A 22,136-nucleotide genomic window follows, 5' to 3' on the forward strand; every position below is an offset into this window, starting at 1 on the left:
CCCGTTCGGGTGCGGCCCCTCCGTCTTAGAGGTTCCGCCAATAGGTGGACCACACACCGGAGGGCTCGTTGCCCCTCGGCGCGGGGCGTCGTCACACGTGCCCGACGTACCCGTCGTCCACGGCGATCCGGCTGAGCTCGACCTTCGAGCGCACCGGCCGACCCGCCGCGGCGTACTTGGCCTTCACCCGGCCGATGTAGGTCTTCGCCGACTCGGGCTTGACCCCCAAGGCCTCGGCGACCGCGCCGAGGGTGAGCCCGGAGGCATAGAGCACCAGAGCCCGCTCCTCCTGGTCGCTGAGCTGCGGACGGTCGGCGTCGGAGGCGATCACGGCGGCGAGGTCAGGGGTCATCCACTCGCCGCGGCGCAGCACGGTCCACACCGCGTCGACCACGTCCTGCTCGGAGTCGCGCTTGCCGACGATCCCGGCGACTCCGGCCTTGATGACGGCGCGGACCAGGGCGGGTGAGGCGAGCGCGGACAGCACCAGGATCCGCAGACCGGCGTCGACGAGGCGAGCCACGACGTCCGGGTCGACGCTGGGCCCACGATCGACGCTGAGGTCGAGCACGAGCAGCTGGGGGCGCGAGCTCACCGGTGCACGCTGCACCCAGGCGAGGAACTCGGGCAGCGTGCTGCAGCTCGCCACCACGACCAGGCCCGACTCGCGTCCGAGGATCTCCTCGGTACGGCGACGTTGCAGCAGGTGGTCCTCAACGAGGGCGACCTGCCAGACCTCCGACCCTCCATCTCCCACGAGGACAAGTCTCGCAGTCCGGCGTCGAGATGTCGGCGGGTTACCCGAACTCACCCTGTCGCAGGCGAGAGAATGCCCGCGTGACCAGACTCCGAGCACAGGTCCGGTTCGGTCCCCTGGTCCGCGACCTGGTCCGTCGCGCGGCACCCTTCACCCCCGCCGAGGACGGCTGGGCGACGCACACCCTCGCCGACTCGATACGACGGGTGCTCCTGCTGGCCACCGTCGGCTGTCAGCTGGTGATGCTGGGCGCGATCTTCGCCTCCGACCGGCCGATCGGCTCACTGCTGCCCCTCCTTGTGGCTCACGTCGCGGTGCTGTTCACGACGCTGGTTGTCCGAGCTGGCCGACTGCCGCTGTGGCTGCCGATCGTGGGGGTCGACCTGCTGTTCGTGGCCGACTGGTGGGCCGCCGCGTCGATGAACGACCCGCTGCTGTTCGCGGCCTGCTGGATGTTCAACCTCAGCAGCGCCATGCCCGCGTTCGTGCTCCGCGGCCGCCTCGCCCTCGCGATGCCCGCCGCGACCGTGGTGCTGGTCCCGGTAGCCATGCTGGTGACCCGACCCGAGCTGCCCACCACTCTGCCGATCTCGGTGTTCGTCACCCGCTGCGCGATCGTGCTGGCGACCCGGATCTGCCAGACCTATCTCTACGACTTCGCGGGACGTGCCGACGCGACCACGATCGCCGCGCAACGCCGGCGGGCCGCGGCCGCCACCCAGGAGGCGGCCAGCCGGGCCTCCGCCGAGGACGCCCGGGTCCTGCACGACACCGTGATCAACACCCTCGCAGCCCTCGCCAGCGGCGGCGCCGCGGTGCGCGACGCCGACGCGGTGCGCGAGCGCTGTGCGCGCGACATCGCGACCGTCAGCGCGCTCCGCGATGGCGCCGAGCCGGCCACCGACAACGGTGGGCTACGGGCGGCGTCATTCGACCCCCGGATACGAGTTCGCCACCGCGGACTCGACGACGACGAGTTGGCCCGGCTCGAGGACGACCTGCTCCCGGCCCGACTCCGGGCGCTGCGCCGGGCCGCCACCGAGCTGGTCCAGAACGCCGCCAAGCACGCCGGTGTCGGCGAGGTCGACATACGCGCTGAGGAGAGGGACGGGCGCCTGGTGGTGACCGTCGCCGACGACGGCGTCGGCTTCGACGGGCAGGTCGGCACCTCCGGCGGCCTGGCCGTCTCGGTCCTGGACCGCGCCCGGGAAGCCGGGATCGAGGTCGATCTCGACACCGCGCCGGGCGCCGGGACACGGGTCACCCTGACCGTGCCGACCACCGGCGCACCGCCCGCCAAGTCCGGCACGGAGCGGAACATCGCCAGCATTGTGCAGGTGCTGCGCCGCGACGCCTGCCTGCTGTACGCCGCCGGGGTGTCCATCATCGGCTTCTACCTCGCCGTCACCAACCACCCGGGCGAGGCGACGCCGGAGTACCTGATGGCAGGCCTCTCCGCTCTCGGCGCGGGGGTGGCCTGGCGGACCACCCGGCGTCGCGAGAGCCTGCCGACGTGGGTGGTGGTCCTGCTCACCGCCGCGGCGGCGGTCGGGTTCGTGCTCTCCGCCGCGGCAGTCGACTACGGACGCGAGGATCCGGTGCTCTGGCAGGCCATCGGCGCGACGGGCCCGCTCATCGTGATCACCGAGCTCGGTCCCCGCCGGTCCATGGCGGTGTGGGCCGCGTTGTCGTACGGCGCCGTGGTCGTCGCAGTCGCGGTGGCCGTCGGACAGTCCTCCCAGCAGGCCGAGACGATCACCCTGATAGCGGGCGCGGCCGGACTCGGACTGGTAGCTGGCTGGGCCCGGTTCCAGCACACGATCGGCGCGATCGGCACGCAGGCTGCGGCCGACCAACGGGCCGGCTGGGCCGCGGACACCCGGCTGGCGGAGCGGGAGGCAGCCGACCGGTCCCGAGCGCGTTGGCGCGTCGCCGGACTGAACCGCTCCCTGGAGCTCCTCGAGGCGGTGTACGGCGCCACCGACCCCGGCGCCCCGGCGCTGCGCGAGCGCTGCGCCAGCGAGGAGGCCTACCTGCGCCAGCTGACCCTGCTCCATCCCGACCTGGTCCATGTCGGCCAGTGGTTCGCCCGGGCGCTCAGCGACGCCCACGAACGCGGCGTCCGGCTGGTGGTGCGGGCCGGCGGCACCGACCTGCCCGCCGAGATGGCGGCCGGCGTAGGCGATGTCGTGCTGGCGGCGGTGGCCGAGACCCCGCGCGGCACGGACCTCACCGTCACCCTGTTCCCGGCCCCCGAGGGCGTCCGGATGACCCTGGTCGGCGCGCACCCCCACGTCACAGCCGGCATACGCTCGGCGAGCGGGCCGATCGCAGTGAGCGCCCAGGTGCTGTCGGTGGGCGGTCAGGACGTCGCGGAGCTCCTACTCGACGTGCCGGCCTGAGTCCCGCACCCCTCAGAGCTCGTCTTCGACAGGCCGCACCAGCGGGAGCAACCGCACGCTCACCTGCTCGTCCTCGGACAGAAGGTGGTTCCCCGCCAGCTCGTCCTCGGCCGCCCAGGCTGCGGCCACGGCGTGCGGGAACGGGCCGAGGTACTCGGTCAGCGACACGCTGCGGACCATCACCGCGTACGGCTGGTCCATCCGGGTGAGGAGATCCTGGACCCAGCGGTCGACGACCACGTCGGGGCTGCGCTTGGACTCGTCGGGCTCGCCCCACCACGGCTCCTCGGTGGTCTGCAGCAGGTCGGTGTAAGGCGGTGCCCCGCGCCCCTCGTCGTGCCGGCGCCGCAGCGGGTCACCTGGCGGACCGCAGGTCGCGGCCGAGCGTCGACCTCGGTGATCGCAATGCCGGACGCCAGGAGGTGGCGGTCGAGGCCGTCCGCGGTCAGCAGCTCGACGGTGAGGAAGCGGTTCTCGGCGCTTGGCAGCAGGCAGGTCACACCGTCCTGTGCCACGGCAGCCGGTTCGGCCTGGGCCTGGCTCTGGGAGCCCACGGCCAACACTCCCAACGTCATGACACCCGAGACGGTGGCCAGATACCCCGACTCTGGACGTGGTGGCATGGCCTGCTCCTTCCTGAAGGTGAAATGGAGCAGATGCGCCCGACGGCGGCGGTGGACAAGAACCACCACCGCCGCCGGAGTCATGTCGCTGTCAGCCCAGCGGAACCGCGGTGACCACGACGTTCTGGCGGTAGTGGAACCCGCCGCTCGACGTCGTCACCTTGCCCGCGCAGCTGATCAGCACCAGCTGGTGCTCACCGGTGGTCGAGAAGAACCGGTCGGGCAGCTTCGAGGTCCGCGAGAACCGCTGGATCGAGGTGACCCGGTAACGCAGCTTCTTGCCGCCCTGCCAGAGCGTCACGACCTTGCCCTTGCGGATCTTGGTCAACTTCCAGAACGCACCCGGCCGGTCGTGCCGGTCCGACACGTGACCCGCGATGACCGTGGTACCGATCAGATCGTCCGCCGCGGCGGACTGGCTGAGCTGGCCCGTGCGGGCGACATTGCCGGGCACCTGCATGGTGCCCCTCTTGATGCCGACCAGCGAGGTCCGGGCGTTGACGCCCAGCGACGGGATCCGGATCCGGTCGACCGTACGACGTCCGGCCGGCTTCCATCCGTCGTTGGCGAAGCCCGTGCTGACGGTCGGCGTCGCGTAGGCCGGCTTGTGCACCAGGGTGGTCTCCGACACCAGGCCGCAGGCGTGCGACGCGGCGGTGTTGTGGCTGTCGGCCGTGGTCGACGCGACCCAGGTGTAGTAGCCGGTCTGGTTGACCTGGACGGTCGGCGTGTGGACGACACCGTTGCCCGGCGTGAAGTTCACCGTGCCGACGGCGTTGGCCGGCGTGCAGGCGATCTTGTCGCGGGAGGCGAACGGACCGTACAGCGTGGCCGAGCCGGTGGCGCCGTACCCGGGGACGAAGCCGGTGATGGTGACCTTGTCGAACACCTGGGCACCGGGCTTGACCTGGTCGTGCGAGGTCTCCGTCGTCAGCGACACCTTGGACTCGCCGCCCGAGCCGGTGCCCGACTGCTGCACCGTGGTGGTCTCGGCCGCGAGCCCGCAGGCGTGGGTGGCCTTGTCGTTGCGGTCGTCCGCGCTCACCGTGACCTGCCAGGTGTAGAGCCCGGGCTGGGTCACCGTGACGGTCGGGGTCGTGATGGTGCCGTTGGCCGGGGTGAACGTGACCGTTCCGGCCACGTTGCCCTCGGTGCAGACGGTGTCGTTGACCGCGGAGAGCGGGCCGTAGAGGACCGCGGTGCCGGTGGCGCTGCCACCCGGGACGAACCCGGTGATGGTCACGACGTCGTGCAGGCTCGCGCCGACCGTCACCGTGGCCGCGGAGGCCTGGGTGTTGACGGTCGGGGCGCCCTTCTGGACTGACACGGTCTGCGCGGTGTCGTTGATGTCCTTGTGCTCCGCGACGACGGCCGGCTGACCGGTCACGGTCAGCTCCTCGAACGCAACCAGCGACTGACCCGCGTAGCCGGCCGGAACCGTGAACTCGACCTCGACCGTGCCGTTGGCGCTGACCGGAGTGAAGGTCTTGGTGCCGGTGATCCCGGTCGCCGAACCATCCGACTTCTTCCGCAGCTCACCGGTCACCGTGTACGACGTGCCCGGAGTCAGGTTCGAGTAGGCGATCGTGTCCACCACGACCCCACCACCAGCGGGGATCGTGTGGTCGTCATCGGCCTTGTCAACCAACGTCGTGCCGATCGACGGAGCCGGCGAAACACTCACCGTCTGCGCGGTGTCGTTGATGTCCTTGTGCTCCGCGACGACGGCCGGCTGACCGGTCACAGTCAGCTCCTCGAACGCAACCAGCGACTGACCCGCGTAGCCGGCCGGAACGGTGAACTCGACCTCGACCGTGCCGTTGGCGCTGACCGGAGTGAAGGTCTTGGTGCCGGTGATCCCGGTCGCCGAACCATCCGACTTCTTCCGCAGCTCACCGGTCACCGTGTACGACGTACCCGGAGTCAGGTTCGAGTAGGCGATCGTGTCCACCACGACCCCACCACCAGCGGGGATCGTGTGGTCGTCGTCGACCTTGTCAACCAACGTCGTGCCGATCGACGGAGCCGGAGCGGCGGTCCAGTTGACGGCGGCCGAGCCGGTGGTGGTAGCGGTGCTGGCCGCGACCAGGACCAGCGACTGCGCGTGGTTGCCGGTCGTAGGCGTGCCGCCGCTGGTGGTCGGCACGGAGATGGTCATGCCGGTGCCGCCCGCGCCCTGCGCAGTGACGGTGACAGTGGCGGAGCCGGCGGTGGTCGAGCCGCGCAGGTCGAGGTAGATCTGCTGACCGTCGGTGACGGCCGAGGTGTCGATCAGGGTGCCCGCCGCGTCTGTCACGCCGACGCCCGGGGCGACGGTGACGCTGACGGTCGGCTGGTTGGTGTGGACCGTGAACGGACCGACCAGCGTGCCGGCCTGCTGCGCGCCGCCCGGAGCGGTGACGCTCGCCGTGACCGAGGCCGAGCCGGGCGTCAGGGTGTTGCCCTGGTTGATCTTGCCGATCAAGTACCAGTACGCCGCCTCGGCGTTCGCCGTCGAGTCGGAGCCCGCCCAGTTCCAGTTCGCGTCGAAGGTCAGGTCCGTGTAGCGCCAGATGGCGTACTGGATCGCCTCGATCGCGTCGTTCGGCGTGAGACCGGGCACGCCGGCGGCCGTGGCGAAGTCCGACAGGCTGATCGCCGGGTAGCTGTTGGCGACGATCCACATCACCTTGCCGGGGATGGTGGGGTCAGTGTCGTAGTAGTTGGTGCCCAGGAAGGCCGATACGTTGCCGGCGACGCCGGTCGTACCGGTCTTCGCCGACACGTTGTGCTCGATGCAGTACGCCCAGTAGTCGGGGGTTCCCGGGTTGCTGGTGTCCGCCGGCACGGGCGAGTACACGCTGTGCAACCGCGTGCCCGGGTGTCCCTGCACCAGCGTGCCGATCCAGACGGTGTCGCCGGCTCCTGGCTGGGTCGTCGCCGACGCCGACGGCGCCAACGACGGCATCACGACTGCACCTAGAGCGAGAGCCAAGCCCATCACCCAGGCTCGCCACGCGCGGTGGCTCCAAGTCGACTCACTCACTGATCTGTCCCCTTCGTTCTCATCGACGCACCATTGCGCCGGCAGGTCGGTCAACATGGGTCTGCACGTCTCGCTGCCCGGTCTGGGACCCCACCCCAGCAGTGGGTATCTTGCGAGAACCGAAACGACCGAAGACAGCGAATGCGCTGGCCCCGGGGCCGAATGACCCCCTTTTGGGGGGCACGCCGAGGTCACCCATCCACGTCACCGGGCCTCGGCACGAGGTGCGGGCAGAACGGCGGCAGCAGCGGCGAGACCTGGTAGCTGCGGTCGGCCGCCACCTCGGCATTGACCTTGCGGTCGTCCTCGAGGGCGCACAGCGCGGCCTGGGCGTCGACGTACGGCCCGGAGACGTACGTAAGACCTCCCTCGGTGATGGCCAGGACGTGTGGGCGGTCGAGGTCGGCGACGCTCTCGCTGATGACGTGGTCGACCAGCAGCTGCAGCGTTTCTCCGGCCGGACGGCCCGTCACCCGATCGGGTGACGGGTCGTCCGACCAACGGTTCGTTGTGGCGGCTCCCATGCCAGGGAGACACGCTCGGATCCTCGGCGTGACGCGGTCGCAGCGAAAACTTGTATCGCGTCAGATCCGGGCCGCGACGCCGTCTATGTGGCGTGATGCAGCAGGCCGAGACCTCCGTCGATGTCGTGCACCGGCACTGGGCGCACCGGGCCGTGGCGACCGCGGAGGAGCTGGCCGTCCACCCGGCCGCGCTCCAGCTGCGGCGGCTCAGCGAGGCGGCCGCGCTGCTCGACGACATCGTGCTGGCCCACGCCCTGGACGTGACCCATGCCCGGACGACGACGGCACTGCTGAGCCCGAGCCTGCGGCATCAGCGTCGGCATGCCCTGCTGCGCGTGCACGCCGAGCTCGTCGCGCAGCTGCGCCGCGGGGGCTCCGGGGCGCGGCTCGCCGAGGCCGTGACCGGCCGGATCCGGGCCGAGGCCGCCCGCGCGTGGCTGGACGACTCGGCGCGCTGGCCTCAGTAGCCGTCCGCCTGCCATCCCGGCGACGGTACGGCGATCGCCCGGTCGTTGTTGCCGAGGTCCGCGTCGCGCCCGTCGACGCGGGTGATCGCGAAGGTCAGGTACGTCGTGTGGGCGACCTTCACGTCGAGGATCACCTGGGTGATCCCCGAGCCGACCGTGACGAGGTCGGACCACGGACCGTGCTGGGCCCGCGAGGCGCAGTCGGTCGCGCCGCCCGCGCTCACGCAGTAGTTGGTGGCGCCGACGCCGCCGAGCGCGACCTGGACGGCCTGGCCGTCGCCGTCGACCTGGATGGTGACCCGGCGCCAGGCCGGGCCCGACGGCGACCCGGCCAGCACCGGCGTACCCAGGCGCGGGTCGCGCGTCGGCGGGGTCGTCGGGTCGGTCGGCGTCGGGTCGGTCGCGGACGGGTCCGAGCCCGGCTGCTGCGGCGCCGACTCGGCGCGCGGGGGCTTGGACGCGACGGGCGACTTCTCGACCTCGGCGTACTCCAGCTGGTCGGCGGGGCGCTTGCGCGCGGCCGAGGTGACCTCGACGGGCGTCGGCGTCTCCTCGACGACGCCCGTCTTGGTGTGCGGCGCCCGGTGCCTGGTGGGTCGCGGCGCGGCCGGCGTGACCGGGTCCGCGGCCTCACTGGAGTGGGTCGGCGCCGGCGTGACGGGCGCCGCCGTCTGATTCGGCTCGGGCGAGCGGATCGCGACCAGCGCGACCCCGGCGACCACGCCGGCGACCGCAGTCGAGGCGAGGACCCCGGTGACGGCCTTGCCGAAGGAGCTGCTGACGACCGCGTCGATCCCACCGGCCGCCGTCGCGCCGACGGCTCCGGTCGCAGCCAGCGAGACCACGAGGGGCGCGAGCAGCGCACCCACGTCACGGCGGGCCTCGCCGAGCTCAAGGATCGCGACCGGGCAGCTCTTGCAGGTGCGCAGGTGCCGCTCGACCGTCTCCCGGCGGGCCCGGGTGAGGTGGCCGTTGACATAGCCCGGCAGGTAGCCGACGACCTTCTTGCACTCGGTCGAGTCGGCGGACTGGGCGTACTGCGCCAGGTAGGCGTCGGCAAGGCCGCGGCGCGCCCGCATCGCCAGCGCGGCGACCGCGTTGGCCTTGATGCCGAGCAGCTCGCCGACCTCGTCGTGGGGAACCCGGTCGACCTCGCAGAGCCAGAGCACCTGTTGCCAGCGGGCGGGCAGGGCCGCGAACGCCTCGCGCACCACCCCACTGGTGAGGTGCTTGCCCGACGTGTCGTCGGTGACGAGCAGCGGGATCAGGTCAGCCGGCTCGGTGGTCACCTCGCGGCTGCGACCGCGCAGCTTGTTGACGGCCACGTTGTGGACCGTGACGCTGAGGTACGGCCGGAAGGTGGTCGTCGGCCCGCGTCCGCCCTTGAGGATCGCGAAGATCCGCTCGAACGCCTCGGCGACCACGTCCTCCGCGTCACGCTCGCCGACAGTGCGTCGGGCCACGGCGAACGCGTAGCCGCGGTGCCGGACGAACAGGACGCCGAACGCAGCCTCGTCCCCCTGCCGGACCTGGTCCAGCAGCTCTTCCTCGGAATGAAACTCCATGACTCCCCCAAAGCCGGTGACCCGGCCACTCCTTTGCAGCAGGGTCCACCGACCCACCTTCATCAGGCCCCGTGGCCGGATGACTCGATGAACCAACCAGCTCCATCACCACTGCCCGCGGGGAGCCACTCGTCAGCGGTGATGCACCTGTCCCCCCGTCACGGTAGGTCGGAAGACCCGGTCACCGGAGCCATCGTTCCCAGATCCACGGATTTGTCCCCCGAACGGGGGTCACTGCGGGAGCTCCTCGAGCACCGCGGTGCTGTGCCGGAAGCCGGTCGTCTCGTAGCCGACCACCGTCACCCAGGGAGCGAGGGACAACACCAGCAGACACCAACCAGCTCGACGTCGCTGCCGACCAGCAGCGCCACGTGCAGCCGGCGGCGGCCGTGACGGACCTCCGCTTCAACACTCTCCGACGTGGGGCGGACAAAAGGTCCGATCGGGGCGCTGCAGTCGGGTCGTGCCCGGCCGGGGGCGCGGCCGGGCCAAGTGTGATCAATCCGTGACCTCAGCCGCCGTGGGCAACAGCACGGTCACCGTCAGGCCCGCGCCGTGGTCACAGTCGAGGTCGACGACACCGTCCGGGCGAGCGACGTGCTGCCCGTCCTGGCACAGCCGCAGCTGACCGCCGGCGCGCTCGGCGATCCCGGCGACGAGCGCCAGGCCGAGGCCGGCGCCGGTGCGGGACCGTGCCTCCTCGGCGCGCGTGAACCGTTGGGTGGCGGTTGCAAGCAGGGCGGGCGGCATCCCGGCGCCCGCGTCGCTGACCGTCAACCGCACCCAGCCGGGGCCCGGCCGGTCGACGACCAGGCGAACCGGCGGGGCGCCGTGCCGGACGGCGTTGTCGAGCAGGTTGGCGAGCACGCGCTCCGCCTCGTGGTCGGCGATGCCGACGGGGGTGGTGGTGGCGAGCAGCTCGACCTCCCAGCCGGCGGCGCCGGCGGGATCGGCGACCCGGCGCTCCTCGACGACCCGCGCGACGACCTGCGCGAGGTCGCTCTCGCCGCCACCCACTGGCTCGGCGCCCACCTGGAGGAGCTGGTCGGCCAGGCGTGCGAGCCGGTCGAGGTCGATGGCGAGCTCGTCGAGGATCCGCTCGTGCTCGTCCGACGTACGACGTCGCCGGCGGGCCAGCTGGATCCGGCCGGTCAGCAGGGTGAGCGGGGTGCGCAGCTCGTGGCTGGCCTCGGCGACGAACTGCCGTTCGCGCTCCAGTGCCCGCTCCAGGCCGGCGAGCATGTCGTTGAAGGTGTGGCCGAGCCGGGTCACCTCGTCGTCGCGCCCGGCCGGCACCTCGAGGCGCAGGTCGGCCGCCCCCGTCGCGATCGCCGCGGCCTGCTGCCGGTACCGCTCCACCGGACGCAGCGCCGCGCGGGCCAGTCGGTCGCCGACGAACGCCGTCACCAGCAAGGTGCCGAGGCCGGCGACGACCAGCTGCAGTAGCAGCTCACGCAGCGCCTCGTCCTCGCGGTCCCGCCGGACACCGACCAGCAGCCGGCGTTGGTGCGCGAGTCCCACCGCCCGGATCCGGTACGACGCCCGCCCGGTCGAGAGCCGCGCCTCGACGTCGTGCTTGCCGTAGCCGCTGGTGACCAGCATCGGCGTCGTACCGGCCGGTCCGCCGTGGTCGACGACCGTCCCGTCGTCGTCCACCACCTGCCAGGCCAGGCCGATCGCCTCGGCCGCGTCGCGATCCCGGGCGACCCCGTCGTCGCCGACGATCGGCCCCAGGGTGCTGACGCCGTGGGCGAGCTCGGTGTCCAGGGCCCGGTCGAGCGCGAAGTCGACGCGCCAGTAGACGAACGCGCCCGCCGCGACCAGCACGACGAGCGTCGCGACCGAGAAGCCCGCGACCAGGCGTGCCCGCAGCGGCCAGCGGCGCGGTCGCACCAGGTTCGCGCGGTTCACGGGTGAGGGTCGGGCGGGTCGAGCCGGTAGCCGACTCCGCGCAGGGTCGTGATGGTGCGGGTCCCGAAGGGCCGGTCGATCTTGGCCCGGATCGCGGCCAGGTGGACGTCGATCACGTTGCTGCGCAGGTCGGTCTCGCCGTCCCACACCTCGTCGAGGATGCTCAGCCGGCTGACGACCTGGCCGGCGTGCGTCGCGAGCAGGAAGAGGATGTCGAACTCGCGCGCCGACAGCGTGACCTCCTCGCCGGCCCGGGTCACCCTCCGTGCCCCCGGGTCGACGACGAGGTCGCCGACCTGGACCGGCGCGAGGCCGGTGAGGCTGTTGCGGCGGTACAGCGCGCGCAGCCGGGCCAGGAGCTCGTCGAGGTCGAACGGCTTGGGCAGGTAGTCGTCGGCACCGGCGTCGAGGCCCTCGATCCGGTCTCTCACCTCGCCGCGCGCGGTCAGCATCAGGATCGGCGTCACCAGTCCGAGGCCACGCAGCTGGCGCGCCACGCTGAGCCCGTCCTTGCCGGGCAGCATCCAGTCGAGCAGCGCGACGTCGTACTCCGTGCCGGCAAGGAGCCGCTCGTACGCCGTACGCCCGTCGTGGACGACCTCGACGTCCCAGCCGGCCTCGCTCAGCGACTCGTCGAGCAGGTCGGCCAGGCGGACATCGTCCTCGGCGACCAGTACCCGCATCACGGCTCCACGGTAGTGCTCATCCGGCCGCGGCGGTGGCGAGCGAGCACGTGGCGACCGACGAGGAACGCGAGGACCACTCCAGTGAGCACCAGGCCGGCGTTCGAGAGCTGGTGGGCGACGTGTTGCCAGCTGCTGCCCGCGAGGTAGCCGGCCGCCACCATCATGCCGCCCCACAGCACGGCGCCGGTGAGGTTGGCGAGCAGGAAGCGGCGGTACGGCATCCGCCCCATCCCGGCCAGGCCCGGCACCAGCACCCGCAGCGCGACCGTGAACCGGCCGACCAGGACCGCCCAGCCCCCGCGCCGCGACAGCGCGTGCTCGGCCCGGTCGAGCCGGTCGGCTCGCACGAACCGGCCCACCGTGGAGTCGAGGATCCGCCGCCCCCACCGCTTGCCGACGAGATAGCCGACGGTGTCGCCCGCGGCCGCGCCGGCGATGCCCGCGGCCGCCACGACGGCGACCGGCACGTGCCCCTGCCCAGCGACCACGCCGCCGAGCAGCAGCGCCAGCTCACCGGGGAACACGAAGCCGAGGAACACCGAGGACTCCAGGGCAGGCAGCAGGAACACCACCACGACGGCCAGCCAGGCCGGGACGGCGAGGAGGTGCTCGACGAGCGCGGTCATGTCGCGACGGTAGGCCGGAGGAGATGAAGGAACCGTGAAGTCGCCGGGCGGCCAGGAACCGAAGAGCCCCCGTCGCGATCCGACGGGGGCTCTTCGCTGGCTGGCGGTGACGGAGGGATTTGAACCCTCGGTGGACTTGCGCCCACAAACGCTTTCGAGGCGTTCTCCTTAGGCCGCTCGGACACGTCACCGCGGGAGACATTACCGGAGCGGAGACGACGGTCCGAATCCCGGCACCCGCCCGGCGATGCCGTCGCGACGGGCCGAGGGCGCCGTTTGCCGTCCTCGACGACCGGGTACGCGGGCACTGGCCCAGACACCACGACGCACGGAGGACCCATGCCACCGGAAGGACCGCTGATCGGGAGCGGGATGAAGGCCCTGATCGCCGAGGCCGCCATCGCGGCCGACATGGAGCACCGCGGGTTCCTCAACTACGGCGGCGGGAACTTCGTCGAGGTCGGCAGCAACGCCAACGACTCCAACCCCGTCGTGTGGCGGATCACCGTGTCGGACGGCAAGGTGCAGCGCGAGATGATCTACGGCTCCGAGTCCGACTCGAGCGTGCCGAAGGTCGAGGACTACTCCCACCTCCAGTCCGACGTGTTCAACTACTGGCACAAGGCCATCGACGACGCCTTCGTGGACTGGGAGGACTTCCCGTCGGCGAACCCGCTCGGCTGGGACAAGGGCGCCGTGCTCAAGGGCGCAGCCGAGATCAGGGTCAACGCACACAGCGACGACAACACCGGCGAGGCGTCCGGCGCGAACGTGCGGCTCGACTCCGACATCTCCAACCTGATGACCCGCACCGGCCAGCTCAACGGGGAGTACGCCGAGGCGTTCAACGAGAAGTACGTCACCAAGCTGCGTCCCGTGCTCGACAACCTGCAGGCACTGACCATGGTGCTGGCCTACTCGCTGGCCGGCGAGGAGGAGCTGTTCCGGCGTACCCGAGAGCAGATCGCCCAGGTCGCCAACGACTCACTCAAGGCGATGCAGGCATCGGGGCCCAAGGGTGGCGACATCACCGGCCTGAAGATCTTCCTGATCGTCGTGGGCGCGGTGTGTGCGGGGGTCGGCGCCGTCGCCGCGGGCGGCGTCGCCGTTCCCGTGGCGCTGAAGGTCGCCGCTTCACTCACCGGCGCCGGCGCCAGCGCCAGCGGCGGCCTGCTCGGCGCGCTCGTCAAGCCGCCGCCCGAGCCCGAGCCGATCCCGCTGGGCGCGGACCATCCCTCGAAGGTGCTGACCAACCTGGTCAACGGCCTCAAGGACATCAACACCCGGATCCGCACCGAGGAGCAGCTGCTCGTCGACCTCCTCGACGCCACCTACACCGACGCCGCCCCGGCGACCGCGGCCGGCCCGTTCAACATCGCCAAGCCCGAGCTGATCGGCAAGACCGGCAGCTCCGTCCTCGAGTCGCACCAGGTGCTGGTCGACAAGGAGACGATCGCCAAGATCACCGAGCTGTGGATCCCGTCGATCGTCGGCGACCTCAACGCGTGCACCGCCGAGCTCACCATCGGCGCGTCGGGCTGGACCCGTCCGGCCGGCATCGGCCTGTCGGCGACCGGGCCCTGGTCGTCGTACTCGAAGCTGCAGACCGGGGTCGCCGACCTGGTCAAGGACACCGCGACCGAGCTGACCGGATCCGCGGAGAGCCTGCAGGCGGCGGCCGCCGACATCGGTCTGTCCGACGAGCACGTCAACGAGAGCTACGCGGCGCAGGCCCGCAAGATCACCGAGGACAACATCAACTACTGACGATCAACCGACGCGGACCGCGTTCCGCAACCGGGCGTCGACGGCGGCCGGGCTGAGCACCTCGTCCAGCGCCAGGGCGGCGCACCCGACGAGACCGGCCCGGTCGCCGTACGTCGCGGGGAGGAACTGCAGCTCACGGGTCGCCAGCGCGGAGGACCGGGCGTAGACCGCCTCGCGCACGCCGGCCGCGTAGACGTCGTACGCCGCGGCCATGTCGCCGCCGAGGACGACGGCGCGCGGGTTGAGCAGGTTGATGGCGACGGCCAACAGCTCGCCGACCATCCGTCCGCTCTCGCGCAACAGCTGCTTGGCCTCGGGGTCGCCGGCCAGGGCGTGGGCGACCAGGTCGCGGACGTGCTCGACCTCGCGCCCCTCCTCCCGCAGCCTCGCGACCAGCGCCCAGCCGGCGGCGATCGTCTCGAGGCAGCCGACGTCGCCGCAGCGACAGGGCCGGGCGGCAGCCTCGGGCACCTTGGTGTGGCCGAGCTCCCCGGCGGCCCCGAGCGCTCCGCTGATGATCCGGCCGTCGGCGACGACGCCGAGACCGAGGCCGGTGGAGGCCTTCAGCACCAGCAGGTCGCGCGCCTGGGCGACGTGGCCGAGGTACTCCGAGCGGGCCAGCATGTCGGCGTCGTTGGCGAGGAAGAGCGGGGCGTCCGCCACCGCGGTGAGGTACGGCGCCAGCGGGATGCCGTCCCAGCCGGCCATGACCGGCGTGTCGACGCTGACCCCGCGCTCGGCGTCGACCGCACCCGGCAGCGACAGCCCGATGCCGAGCACCGGTGGCGTGTCGGTGCCGATCAGCCGCGCGAGCTGGTCGGCGACGCCCGGCATCACCACGCCGGGTCCGGCGCCGATCTCGTGGTCGACCGCGGACGCGGCCAGCTCGGTGCCGCCGAGGTCGAAGACGGCGACCTGGGAGCGGGAGCGGCCGATCGCGACCGCGAGGACGCTGCCGGCGTCGACCGCGAGCTCGAGGCTGCCGGGCGGGCGGCCGCCGGTGGAGGCGAGCTCGGCGCCGACCCGGAGCAGCCCGGCCTCGCCGAGTGCGCTCACCCGGGCGACGACCGCGGTGCGGGACAGGCCGGTGAGCCGGACCAGGTCGGCCCGGGTGGCGGCCCGGCCCGCGCGCACCAGCGCGAACAGCTCGCCCGCCGTCGCCGTGTCGCGACCGACCGGCTGCCGCACCTCCGTCATGCCTCCGAACTCTAAACCCCTGCGACTTTGTCCTGAAAAAGTCATAAGCATGACTTCCGCAAGACACTCTTGCGCACTACCGTTGCACGGGTGACCGCACCCGACCTCGTGCTTCCCCCTTGTGACTTCACCGTGTTCGGCGGCACCGGCGACCTGGCGCTGCGCAAGCTGCTGCCCGGGCTCTACGAGCAGGAGCGCCGTCGCCAGCTCCCCGCCGGCACCCGGATCATCGGCGTCTCCCGCACGCCCCTCGACGACGCCGGCTACCGCGACCTCGTCACCCACGCCCTCTTCGACCACGTGGCCGAGGACCATCTCGAGGCCGGCGCCCTGCACCGGTTGACCGCCCGCCTGCACCACCTCACGCTCGACATCGGCTCCGCCGAGGACTGGGACCGGCTCCACGGCCTGCTCAAGGACCGGCCGGTTTCGAGGCTCGCCGGCGCTCGCACCTCAACCACCGAGACGGCCGAGGTCACCCGGATCCACTACCTCGCGGTCGGCTCCGACCTGTTCGGCACGATCTGCGACCGGCTCGACGACCTCGGCCTGGTCACCCCGCGGTGCCGGGTCGTGCTCGAGAAGCCGATCGGCGCCGACCTCGCCTCCTCGCGCCAGGTCAACGACGCCGTCGGCCGGGTCTTCGAGGAGCGGCAGATCTTCCGGATCGACCACTACCTCGGCAAGGAGAGCGTGCAGAACCTCCTCGTCACCCGCTTCGCCAACGTCTTCCTCGAGCCCATCTGGAACTCCCGCTGGGTCGATCACGTCCAGATCACCGTCGCCGAGACCCTCGGCGTCGGTGAGCGCGGCGACTACTACGACCGGGCCGGGGCGCTGCGCGACATGGTGCAGAACCACCTGCTGCAGCTGCTCTGCCTGGTCGCGATGGAGCCGCCGTCGTACGTCGGCGGCGATGCGCACGACGCCGTCCGCGACGAGAAGCTCAAGGTGCTGCGCGCCCTCGCGCCGCTCACCGGCACCGAGGTCGACCGGGCAACGGTCCGCGGCCAGTACACGTCGTACGGCGCCGACCTCGGGCACCCCAGCACCACCGAGACCTTCGTCGCGCTGCGCGCGGAGGTACAGAACTGGCGCTGGTCGGGCGTGCCGTTCTACCTGCGCACCGGGAAGCGCCTTGCCCGGCAGGAGTCGACGATCGAGGTGGTCTTCAAGGAGCCGCCGCACGCGATGTTCCCCGACAGCGAGGGCGTCACGACGCCCAACCGGCTGACCATCCGGATGCAGCCCGACGAGGGCATGCAGCTGCACCTGACGGCCAAGCACCCGGGCCCCGGTGGGATCCGGCTGCACCCGGCGTCCCTCGACCTGACCTGGGCCGACACCTTCGACGAGCGCAGCCCGGAGCCGTACGAGCGCTTGCTCCGCGACGTGATGCGCGGCGTCCCCACCCTGTTCATGCGCCGCGACGAGGTGGAGGCCGCGTGGGGCTGGGTCGAACCCATCCTCGAGCAGTGGCGGGCGAGCGGCGTCGAGCCGGTCCGCTACCACCCCGGCACCGACGGACCCGCAGCCGCCGAGCGGTTGCTTGCTCGAGACGGTCGCACCTGGCAGGAGGGTTCGCGATGACCGAGGAGCTCCACCCCGTCCTGGCCGAGGTCACCCAGCGCCTCGTCGAGCGGAGCGCGGCCACCCGGTCGGCTTACCTCGACCGGGTGCGGGCCGCCGCGGTCCGCGGCCCCGCGCGCGGCCGGCTCGCCTGCGCCAACCTCGCGCACGGCTTCGCCGCCGCCGAGGGTCCGGCCAAGGCCGAGCTCGCCCACGGGCACAAGCCCAACCTGGCGATCGTGACCAGCTACAACGACATGCTCTCCGCCCACCAGCCGTACGGCGCCTACCCACCCGTCCTCAAGGACGCGGTGATCCGCGCCGGCGGGCTCGCGCAGGTCGCGGGCGGCGTCCCCGCCATGTGTGACGGGATCACCCAGGGCCGCGACGGCATGCAGCTCTCGCTCTACAGCCGCGACGTCATCGCGATGTCGACCGCGATCGCGCTGTCGCACGACATGTTCGACGCGGCACTGCTGCTCGGCGTGTGCGACAAGATCGTGCCCGGCCTGCTGATCGGGGCGCTGTCCTTCGGGCACCTGCCGACCGTGTTCGTGCCCGCCGGGCCGATGGCCTCCGGGCTGCCCAACGGCGAGAAGGCCCGCGTCCGGCAGGCGTACGCCGAGGGGAAGGTCGGGCGCGAGGAGCTGCTCGAGGCCGAGGCGGCGTCGTACCACTCCCGGGGGACGTGCACGTTCTACGGCACCGCCAACTCCAACCAGCTGCTGATGGAGGTGATGGGCCTGCACCTTCCGGGCTCGTCCTTCGTCAACCCGGACTCCCCGCTGCGCGAGGCGCTGACCCGGGAGGCCGGCGCGGTGGGCGTGCGGCGGGCCGCGGGTACCGCGCCCGGGATCGGTGAGCTGGTCGACGAGAAGGTCGTCCTCAACGCCTGCGTCGCGCTGCTCGCCAGCGGCGGGTCGACCAACCACACGCTGCACCTGGTCGCGATCGCCCGCGCGGCCGGGATCCTGCTCACCTGGGACGACCTCGCCGACCTGTCGGCCGTCGTACCGCTGCTGGCACGGGTGTACCCCAACGGTGCGGCCGACGTGAACCACTTCCACGCAGCCGGCGGGGTCGGGTTCCTGGTGCGGACCCTGCTGGACGCCGGACTGCTGCACGAGGACGTCGAGACGATCGTGGGGCGCGGACTGCGGCGCTACAGCACCGAGCCCGTCCTGGTCGACGGCGAGCTGTCGTGGCGACCCGGTCCGGCAGAGAGCCTGGACCTGGAGGTGCTGCGGCCTGCCACGGCGCCCTTCTCGGCCGACGGCGGCGTGAAGGTCGTGCGGGGGCCGCTCGGGACGGGCGTGGTGAAGACCTCCGCGGTCGCGGTCGAGCACCGGACGGTGTCCGCGCCGGCGCGGGTCTTCGACGACCAGCACGACTTCCTCCTCGCGTTCGCGAACGGCGAGCTGGACGGGATCGACCTGGTCGCGGTGATCCGCTACCAGGGGCCGGCCGCCAACGGCATGCCCGAGCTGCACAAGCTGACCCCGGCGCTCGGGGTGCTGCAGGACCGGGGACAGCGGGTCGCGATCGTCACCGACGGCCGGATGTCCGGTGCCTCGGGCAAGGTCCCCGCCGCCATCCACGTCACCCCCGAGGCCGCACTGGGCGGTCCGCTCTCCCGGATCCGCGACGGCGACCTGGTCACCCTCGACGCCGACGCCGGGGTGCTGACCGTCGCCGCCGACCTGGCCGGGCGTCCTGCTGTCGGGGCCGCTCCGGCCGGCGACGCCTGGGCCGGGACCGGTCGAGAGCTGTTCGCCGCCTTCCGCGCCACCGTCGGCCCGGCCGACCAGGGCGCCTCGATCTTCCCCGTCCCCGCTGCTGCTTCCCCGGAGGTGCCCCTTGTCCGCGCTTGACCTGGTCCCCGTGCTGCCGGTGGTCGTGATCGACGACCTCGCGACCGCCGTACCCATCGCCCGGGCGCTCGTCGACGGCGGCCTGCCCGCCATCGAGCTCACCCTGCGCACCCCGCTGGCCCTCGAGGCGATCCGCCTGATCGCCGCCGAGGTGCCCGAGATCGCCCTCGGCGCAGGGACGATCGCCACGCCCGGCCAGGCGTCGGCCGCGGTGGCCGCCGGGGCGGGCTTCCTCGTCTCCCCGGGCTGCACGCCTTCGCTGCTGGCCGCGATGCAGGACACCGGCGTGCCCTTCCTGCCCGGTACGGCGACCGTCTCCGAGGTGATGGCGGTGCTCGACGCCGGCGTGAGCGAGATGAAGTTCTTCCCCGCCGAGGCGGCCGGCGGAGCGGCGTACCTCCGCGCGGTCGGCGGCCCCCTCCCCCAGGCCCGGTTCTGCCCCACCGGCGGCATCACCCCCGCCTCCGCGCCCAGCTACCTCGCCCTGCCGAACGTCGGCTGCGTCGGTGGCTCGTGGCTCACCCCCACCGACGCCGTCGCCGCCGGGGACTGGGAGCGGATCAGCAAGCTCGCCGCGGAGGCCGCCGCGCTGGGTTGACCAAACCGTTCGATCGAACGGTTTGAGCAGGCTCGCCGGCCCATTCCGCGATCGAATCGTTCGATCGAACGGTCCGGTCGCGCGTCAACCCCGGCGGCCGAGGAGCGCGAGCAGCTCGACGAGCGGCGTCGCGCCGTCCGGGACGGGCAGCACCGCACCGAACGCCGTGCCCCTGTCGGCCGCGGTCTCCGGGCTCGAGAACGGGCGGGCGAAGGACAGGCAGGCCGCGACGTCTGCCTCGGTGACCGCGAACGGCCGGCCCAGCGCGGTGGCCAGGTCCCAGCCGTGGACGACGACCTCGTTGAGCGCGACCGCGGCCGCAACCTCGCCGGGCAGGTCGACGCCGCCGGCGGCGGTCATGCCGTCGTACGCCGCCGGGTCGCGCCAGGCCTGCGCCAGCTGCCCGAGGTCCGACGCGATCCGCTCGCGCCAGCCGTCCTCCAGCCGGGACGCGTCGCCGCTGCCGCCCTGCCCCGACCCCGGCGACGGCGCCTTGCGGGCTGCCTCGGTGAAGGCGAGGGCGAGGCCGCCGACGTGCTCGACGAGGTCACCGACGGAGTACGCCGTGCACGGGGTCGGGAGGGCGAGCTGGTCGTCGGTCACCGACGCCACCAGGTCGCTGAGCGTGGTCGTGGCCGGTCCGAGATCGAGGGTCATGACCGGTACCGACCAGGGAGCACGGCCGGAATCATCGGCGCTGGGAGGAGAAGAAGCCGTCGAGCAGGGCGGCCGACTCCTCGGCCAGCACCCCGGCGAGCACCTCGGGGCGGTGGTTGAGCCGGCGGTCGCGTACGACGTCCCACAGCGAGCCGACCGCGCCCGCCTTGTCGTCGTACGCACCGAAGACGACGCGGTCGACCCGGGACAGGACGGCGGCGCCGGCGCACATGGTGCACGGCTCGAGGGTGACGACCAGGGTGCATCCGGTGAGGCGCCACTCGCCGCGCGCGGCGGCCGCCTCGCGCAGGGCGACCACCTCGGCGTGGCCGGTCGGGTCGGCGTCGCGCTCGCGGACGTTGCGGCCGGTGCCGATCACGGCGCCCTCGGGTGAGACGACCACCGCACCGATCGGCACGTCGCCCGTGGCGAGCGCGGCGGACGCCTCCGCGAGGGCGGACCGCATCGGCTCCTCCCAGCGGGCGAGCGGTGCGCTCATCCGGGGTCCCCCGGCGAGTTGTTCGGCGGAGCGGGCCGGGGGAGAAGAACTCGGAGGCGTGGTCACGCCGAGGTGAGGCCGACGGTGTCGTCGAAGAGGTCGCCGAAGCCGAGGCCGCGGGCGATCTCGGAGAGCATCTCGTCGGGGTACAGCTCGTCGTCGTCGAGGATCGCGGCGAGGTCCATCGCGTCGACGCCGAGGTCGCTGAGCAGCTCGAGGTCGCCGGCGGGCTCGGGGTCGTCCTCGTCCTCGACGGGCGGCAGGCCGAGGTGCTCGAGCACCACCGCGGCGACCTCCCACTCCGTCGCGGCGGTGATGTCGGAGAGCATCACGCGGGTGCGCGGGCCGGCGACGCGGACCACCACGAAGAAGTCCTCCTCGACGGCGACCAGGCCGACGGCGCCACCGTCACCGGGAAACCGGCGCAGCGCGGCGGCGAGGGTCTCGACGTCGGTCGCGTGGTCGGGCGACAGCTCGGCCACCTGCCACACACCCTCCTCGCGGTAGGCGGCGAGGGCGAAGTCGACCGATTCGATGGCCGTGCCGCTAGCGGTCATGCGTCAAGCGTGGCACGGGACGGGGCGCAGGGCCAGAGGGTTTCGCGCTTGAGCCACTAGGGTCTCCTCCATGCGCACCCTGGTCGTGGATCACCCCCTCGTCGCCCACAAGCTGACCGTGCTCCGCAACAAGGACACCGACTCCCCGACCTTCCGGTCGCTGGCCGACGAGCTGGTCACCCTGTTGGCCTACGAGGCCACCCGCGACGTCCGGGTCGAGCCGACCGAGATCGAGACTCCTGTCGCGCCCACCACGGGCACCCGGCTCGCGACGCCGCGCCCGCTCGTCGTACCGATCCTGCGGGCCGGCCTCGGCATGCTCGACGGCATGGTCCGGCTGCTGCCGACCGCCGAGGTGGGCTTCCTGGGCATGGTCCGCAACGAGGAGACCCTCGAGGCCACGACGTACGCCGAGCGCCTGCCCGAGGACCTGTCCGGGCGGCAGTGCTACGTCGTCGACCCGATGCTCGCGACCGGCGGCACCCTCGCCGCGGCGATCCGCTTCCTCGTCGACCGGGGCGCCGACCACATCACCGCCGTGTGCCTGCTGGCGGCTCCCGAGGGCTGCGCGCGCCTCGAGGAGGAGCTGGGCGACCTGGAGATCCCGGTGACGATCGTGACCGCGGCGATGGACGAGCGGCTCAACGAGAAGGGCTACATCGTCCCGGGTCTCGGCGACGCCGGCGACCGGATGTACGGGATCGCCGCGGGCTGAGCGCCGCGCGTCCAGCGCCGTCCCGCTCAGCGCAACCCGTATCCCCTAGATGTACGTCACACGTAAGACGGCCCCCGTGAGGGGGTGAGGTCTGTGTAGTTTGGCTCGCGCTGTATCCAC

At 72.3% G+C, this 22,136-nt stretch carries 19 protein-coding genes and 1 tRNA gene; 7 read left to right on the top strand and 13 right to left on the bottom strand.

Translation table 11 applies throughout. The features are described 5' to 3' along the window. Nucleotides 1–91: 91 nt before the first annotated feature. The gene (locus FBY23_RS25350; protein ID WP_160158372.1) at nucleotides 92–757 is read right to left on the bottom strand and encodes a response regulator transcription factor; all 666 of its coding nucleotides are present in this window, start codon (nucleotides 755–757) and stop codon (nucleotides 92–94) included. Between the two features lie 80 nt (nucleotides 758–837). On the opposite strand from FBY23_RS25350, the gene FBY23_RS25355 reads away from it, so the two are divergent. After that, nucleotides 838–3,159 (top strand): ATP-binding protein, encoded by a 2,322-nt coding sequence (locus FBY23_RS25355; RefSeq protein ID WP_160158373.1) that lies wholly within the window; start codon nucleotides 838–840, stop codon nucleotides 3,157–3,159. Between the two features lie 12 nt (nucleotides 3,160–3,171). Here FBY23_RS25355 and FBY23_RS25360 read toward each other — a convergent pair whose 3' ends face one another. From FBY23_RS25360 to FBY23_RS25370, 3 genes are all read right to left on the bottom strand, one after another. Beyond that, the gene (locus tag FBY23_RS25360; protein ID WP_141800678.1) at nucleotides 3,172–3,399 is read right to left on the bottom strand and encodes a hypothetical protein; all 228 of its coding nucleotides are present in this window, start codon (nucleotides 3,397–3,399) and stop codon (nucleotides 3,172–3,174) included. A gap of 474 nt (nucleotides 3,400–3,873) precedes the next feature. Continuing rightward, nucleotides 3,874–6,729 (bottom strand): VaFE repeat-containing surface-anchored protein, encoded by a 2,856-nt coding sequence (locus FBY23_RS25365; protein WP_260806607.1) that lies wholly within the window; start codon nucleotides 6,727–6,729, stop codon nucleotides 3,874–3,876. Between the two features lie 269 nt (nucleotides 6,730–6,998). Beyond that, nucleotides 6,999–7,280 carry a hypothetical protein gene (locus FBY23_RS25370; protein WP_141800680.1) on the bottom strand — a complete coding sequence of 94 codons (282 nt, stop codon included), beginning with the start codon at nucleotides 7,278–7,280 and terminating at the stop codon, nucleotides 6,999–7,001. Nucleotides 7,281–7,426: 146 nt separating this feature from the next. Between FBY23_RS25370 and FBY23_RS25375 the strand changes: the two genes are divergently transcribed. Continuing rightward, entirely contained in the window at nucleotides 7,427–7,798 is a 372-nt protein-coding gene (locus FBY23_RS25375) for a hypothetical protein (RefSeq protein ID WP_141800681.1), read from the top strand. Here the strand turns inward: FBY23_RS25375 and FBY23_RS25380 are convergent. The 5 genes from FBY23_RS25380 to FBY23_RS25400 all read right to left on the bottom strand — a co-directional run bounded on the left by FBY23_RS25380 (nucleotide 7,792) and on the right by FBY23_RS25400 (nucleotide 12,777). Then, nucleotides 7,792–9,363 carry a sigma-70 family RNA polymerase sigma factor gene (locus FBY23_RS25380; RefSeq protein ID WP_160158375.1) on the bottom strand — a complete coding sequence of 524 codons (1,572 nt, stop codon included), beginning with the start codon at nucleotides 9,361–9,363 and terminating at the stop codon, nucleotides 7,792–7,794. The genes FBY23_RS25375 and FBY23_RS25380 overlap by 7 nt on opposite strands. A gap of 498 nt (nucleotides 9,364–9,861) precedes the next feature. After that, the gene (locus FBY23_RS25385) at nucleotides 9,862–11,274 is read right to left on the bottom strand and encodes a HAMP domain-containing sensor histidine kinase (RefSeq protein WP_260806554.1); all 1,413 of its coding nucleotides are present in this window, start codon (nucleotides 11,272–11,274) and stop codon (nucleotides 9,862–9,864) included. Beyond that, complete coding sequence (locus tag FBY23_RS25390) at nucleotides 11,271–11,957, bottom strand: response regulator transcription factor (protein WP_141801273.1); 687 nt, start codon at nucleotides 11,955–11,957, stop codon at nucleotides 11,271–11,273. Before FBY23_RS25390 ends, FBY23_RS25385 begins: the two co-directional genes overlap by 4 nt. Continuing rightward, nucleotides 11,957–12,586 (bottom strand): DedA family protein, encoded by a 630-nt coding sequence (locus FBY23_RS25395; protein ID WP_141800683.1) that lies wholly within the window; start codon nucleotides 12,584–12,586, stop codon nucleotides 11,957–11,959. Before FBY23_RS25395 ends, FBY23_RS25390 begins: the two co-directional genes overlap by 1 nt. Nucleotides 12,587–12,687: 101 nt before the next feature. Beyond that, nucleotides 12,688–12,777, bottom strand: a tRNA-Ser gene (locus FBY23_RS25400). Between the two features lie 148 nt (nucleotides 12,778–12,925). Here FBY23_RS25400 and FBY23_RS25405 point away from each other — a divergent pair. Then, nucleotides 12,926–14,353 (top strand): hypothetical protein, encoded by a 1,428-nt coding sequence (locus tag FBY23_RS25405; RefSeq protein ID WP_141800684.1) that lies wholly within the window; start codon nucleotides 12,926–12,928, stop codon nucleotides 14,351–14,353. 3 nt (nucleotides 14,354–14,356) lie between these two features. Here the strand turns inward: FBY23_RS25405 and FBY23_RS25410 are convergent, their stop codons facing one another. Next, the gene (locus tag FBY23_RS25410) at nucleotides 14,357–15,550 is read right to left on the bottom strand and encodes an ROK family transcriptional regulator (protein WP_141800685.1); all 1,194 of its coding nucleotides are present in this window, start codon (nucleotides 15,548–15,550) and stop codon (nucleotides 14,357–14,359) included. Between the two features lie 90 nt (nucleotides 15,551–15,640). On the opposite strand from FBY23_RS25410, the gene zwf reads away from it, so the two are divergent. From zwf to eda, 3 genes are read left to right on the top strand one after another with little or no spacing between them, the layout of a single operon-like run. Further along, nucleotides 15,641–17,140 carry a glucose-6-phosphate dehydrogenase gene (gene zwf, locus FBY23_RS25415; RefSeq protein ID WP_174245246.1) on the top strand — a complete coding sequence of 500 codons (1,500 nt, stop codon included), beginning with the start codon at nucleotides 15,641–15,643 and terminating at the stop codon, nucleotides 17,138–17,140. After that, nucleotides 17,137–18,990, top strand: coding sequence for a phosphogluconate dehydratase (gene edd, locus FBY23_RS25420; RefSeq protein WP_141800686.1), 1,854 nt, complete (start codon nucleotides 17,137–17,139; stop codon nucleotides 18,988–18,990). The genes zwf and edd overlap by 4 nt, the downstream gene beginning before the upstream one ends. Further along, nucleotides 18,977–19,588: a bifunctional 4-hydroxy-2-oxoglutarate aldolase/2-dehydro-3-deoxy-phosphogluconate aldolase gene (eda, locus tag FBY23_RS25425; RefSeq protein ID WP_260806555.1), complete on the top strand. Its 612-nt coding sequence runs from the start codon at nucleotides 18,977–18,979 to the stop codon at nucleotides 19,586–19,588. Before edd ends, eda begins: the two co-directional genes overlap by 14 nt. 84 nt (nucleotides 19,589–19,672) lie before the next feature. On the opposite strand, the gene FBY23_RS25430 is transcribed toward eda, so the two are convergent. From FBY23_RS25430 to FBY23_RS25440, 3 genes are all read right to left on the bottom strand, one after another. Next, nucleotides 19,673–20,245 (bottom strand): TIGR03086 family metal-binding protein, encoded by a 573-nt coding sequence (locus FBY23_RS25430; RefSeq protein WP_141800688.1) that lies wholly within the window; start codon nucleotides 20,243–20,245, stop codon nucleotides 19,673–19,675. A gap of 31 nt (nucleotides 20,246–20,276) precedes the next feature. Next, nucleotides 20,277–20,744: a tRNA adenosine(34) deaminase TadA gene (tadA, locus tag FBY23_RS25435; RefSeq protein WP_222117934.1), complete on the bottom strand. Its 468-nt coding sequence runs from the start codon at nucleotides 20,742–20,744 to the stop codon at nucleotides 20,277–20,279. A gap of 62 nt (nucleotides 20,745–20,806) precedes the next feature. Next, complete coding sequence (locus FBY23_RS25440) at nucleotides 20,807–21,301, bottom strand: tRNA adenosine deaminase-associated protein (RefSeq protein ID WP_141800689.1); 495 nt, start codon at nucleotides 21,299–21,301, stop codon at nucleotides 20,807–20,809. A gap of 70 nt (nucleotides 21,302–21,371) precedes the next feature. Between FBY23_RS25440 and upp the strand changes: the two genes are divergently transcribed. Then, nucleotides 21,372–22,016, top strand: a complete 645-nt coding sequence (upp, locus tag FBY23_RS25445) for a uracil phosphoribosyltransferase (protein ID WP_141800690.1) — start codon at nucleotides 21,372–21,374, stop codon at nucleotides 22,014–22,016. Nucleotides 22,017–22,136: the final 120 nt, after the last annotated feature.

Origin of the sequence: Nocardioides sp. SLBN-35, assembly GCF_006715725.1 — a bacterium.
Classification (GTDB): Bacteria; Actinomycetota; Actinomycetes; order Propionibacteriales; family Nocardioidaceae; genus Nocardioides.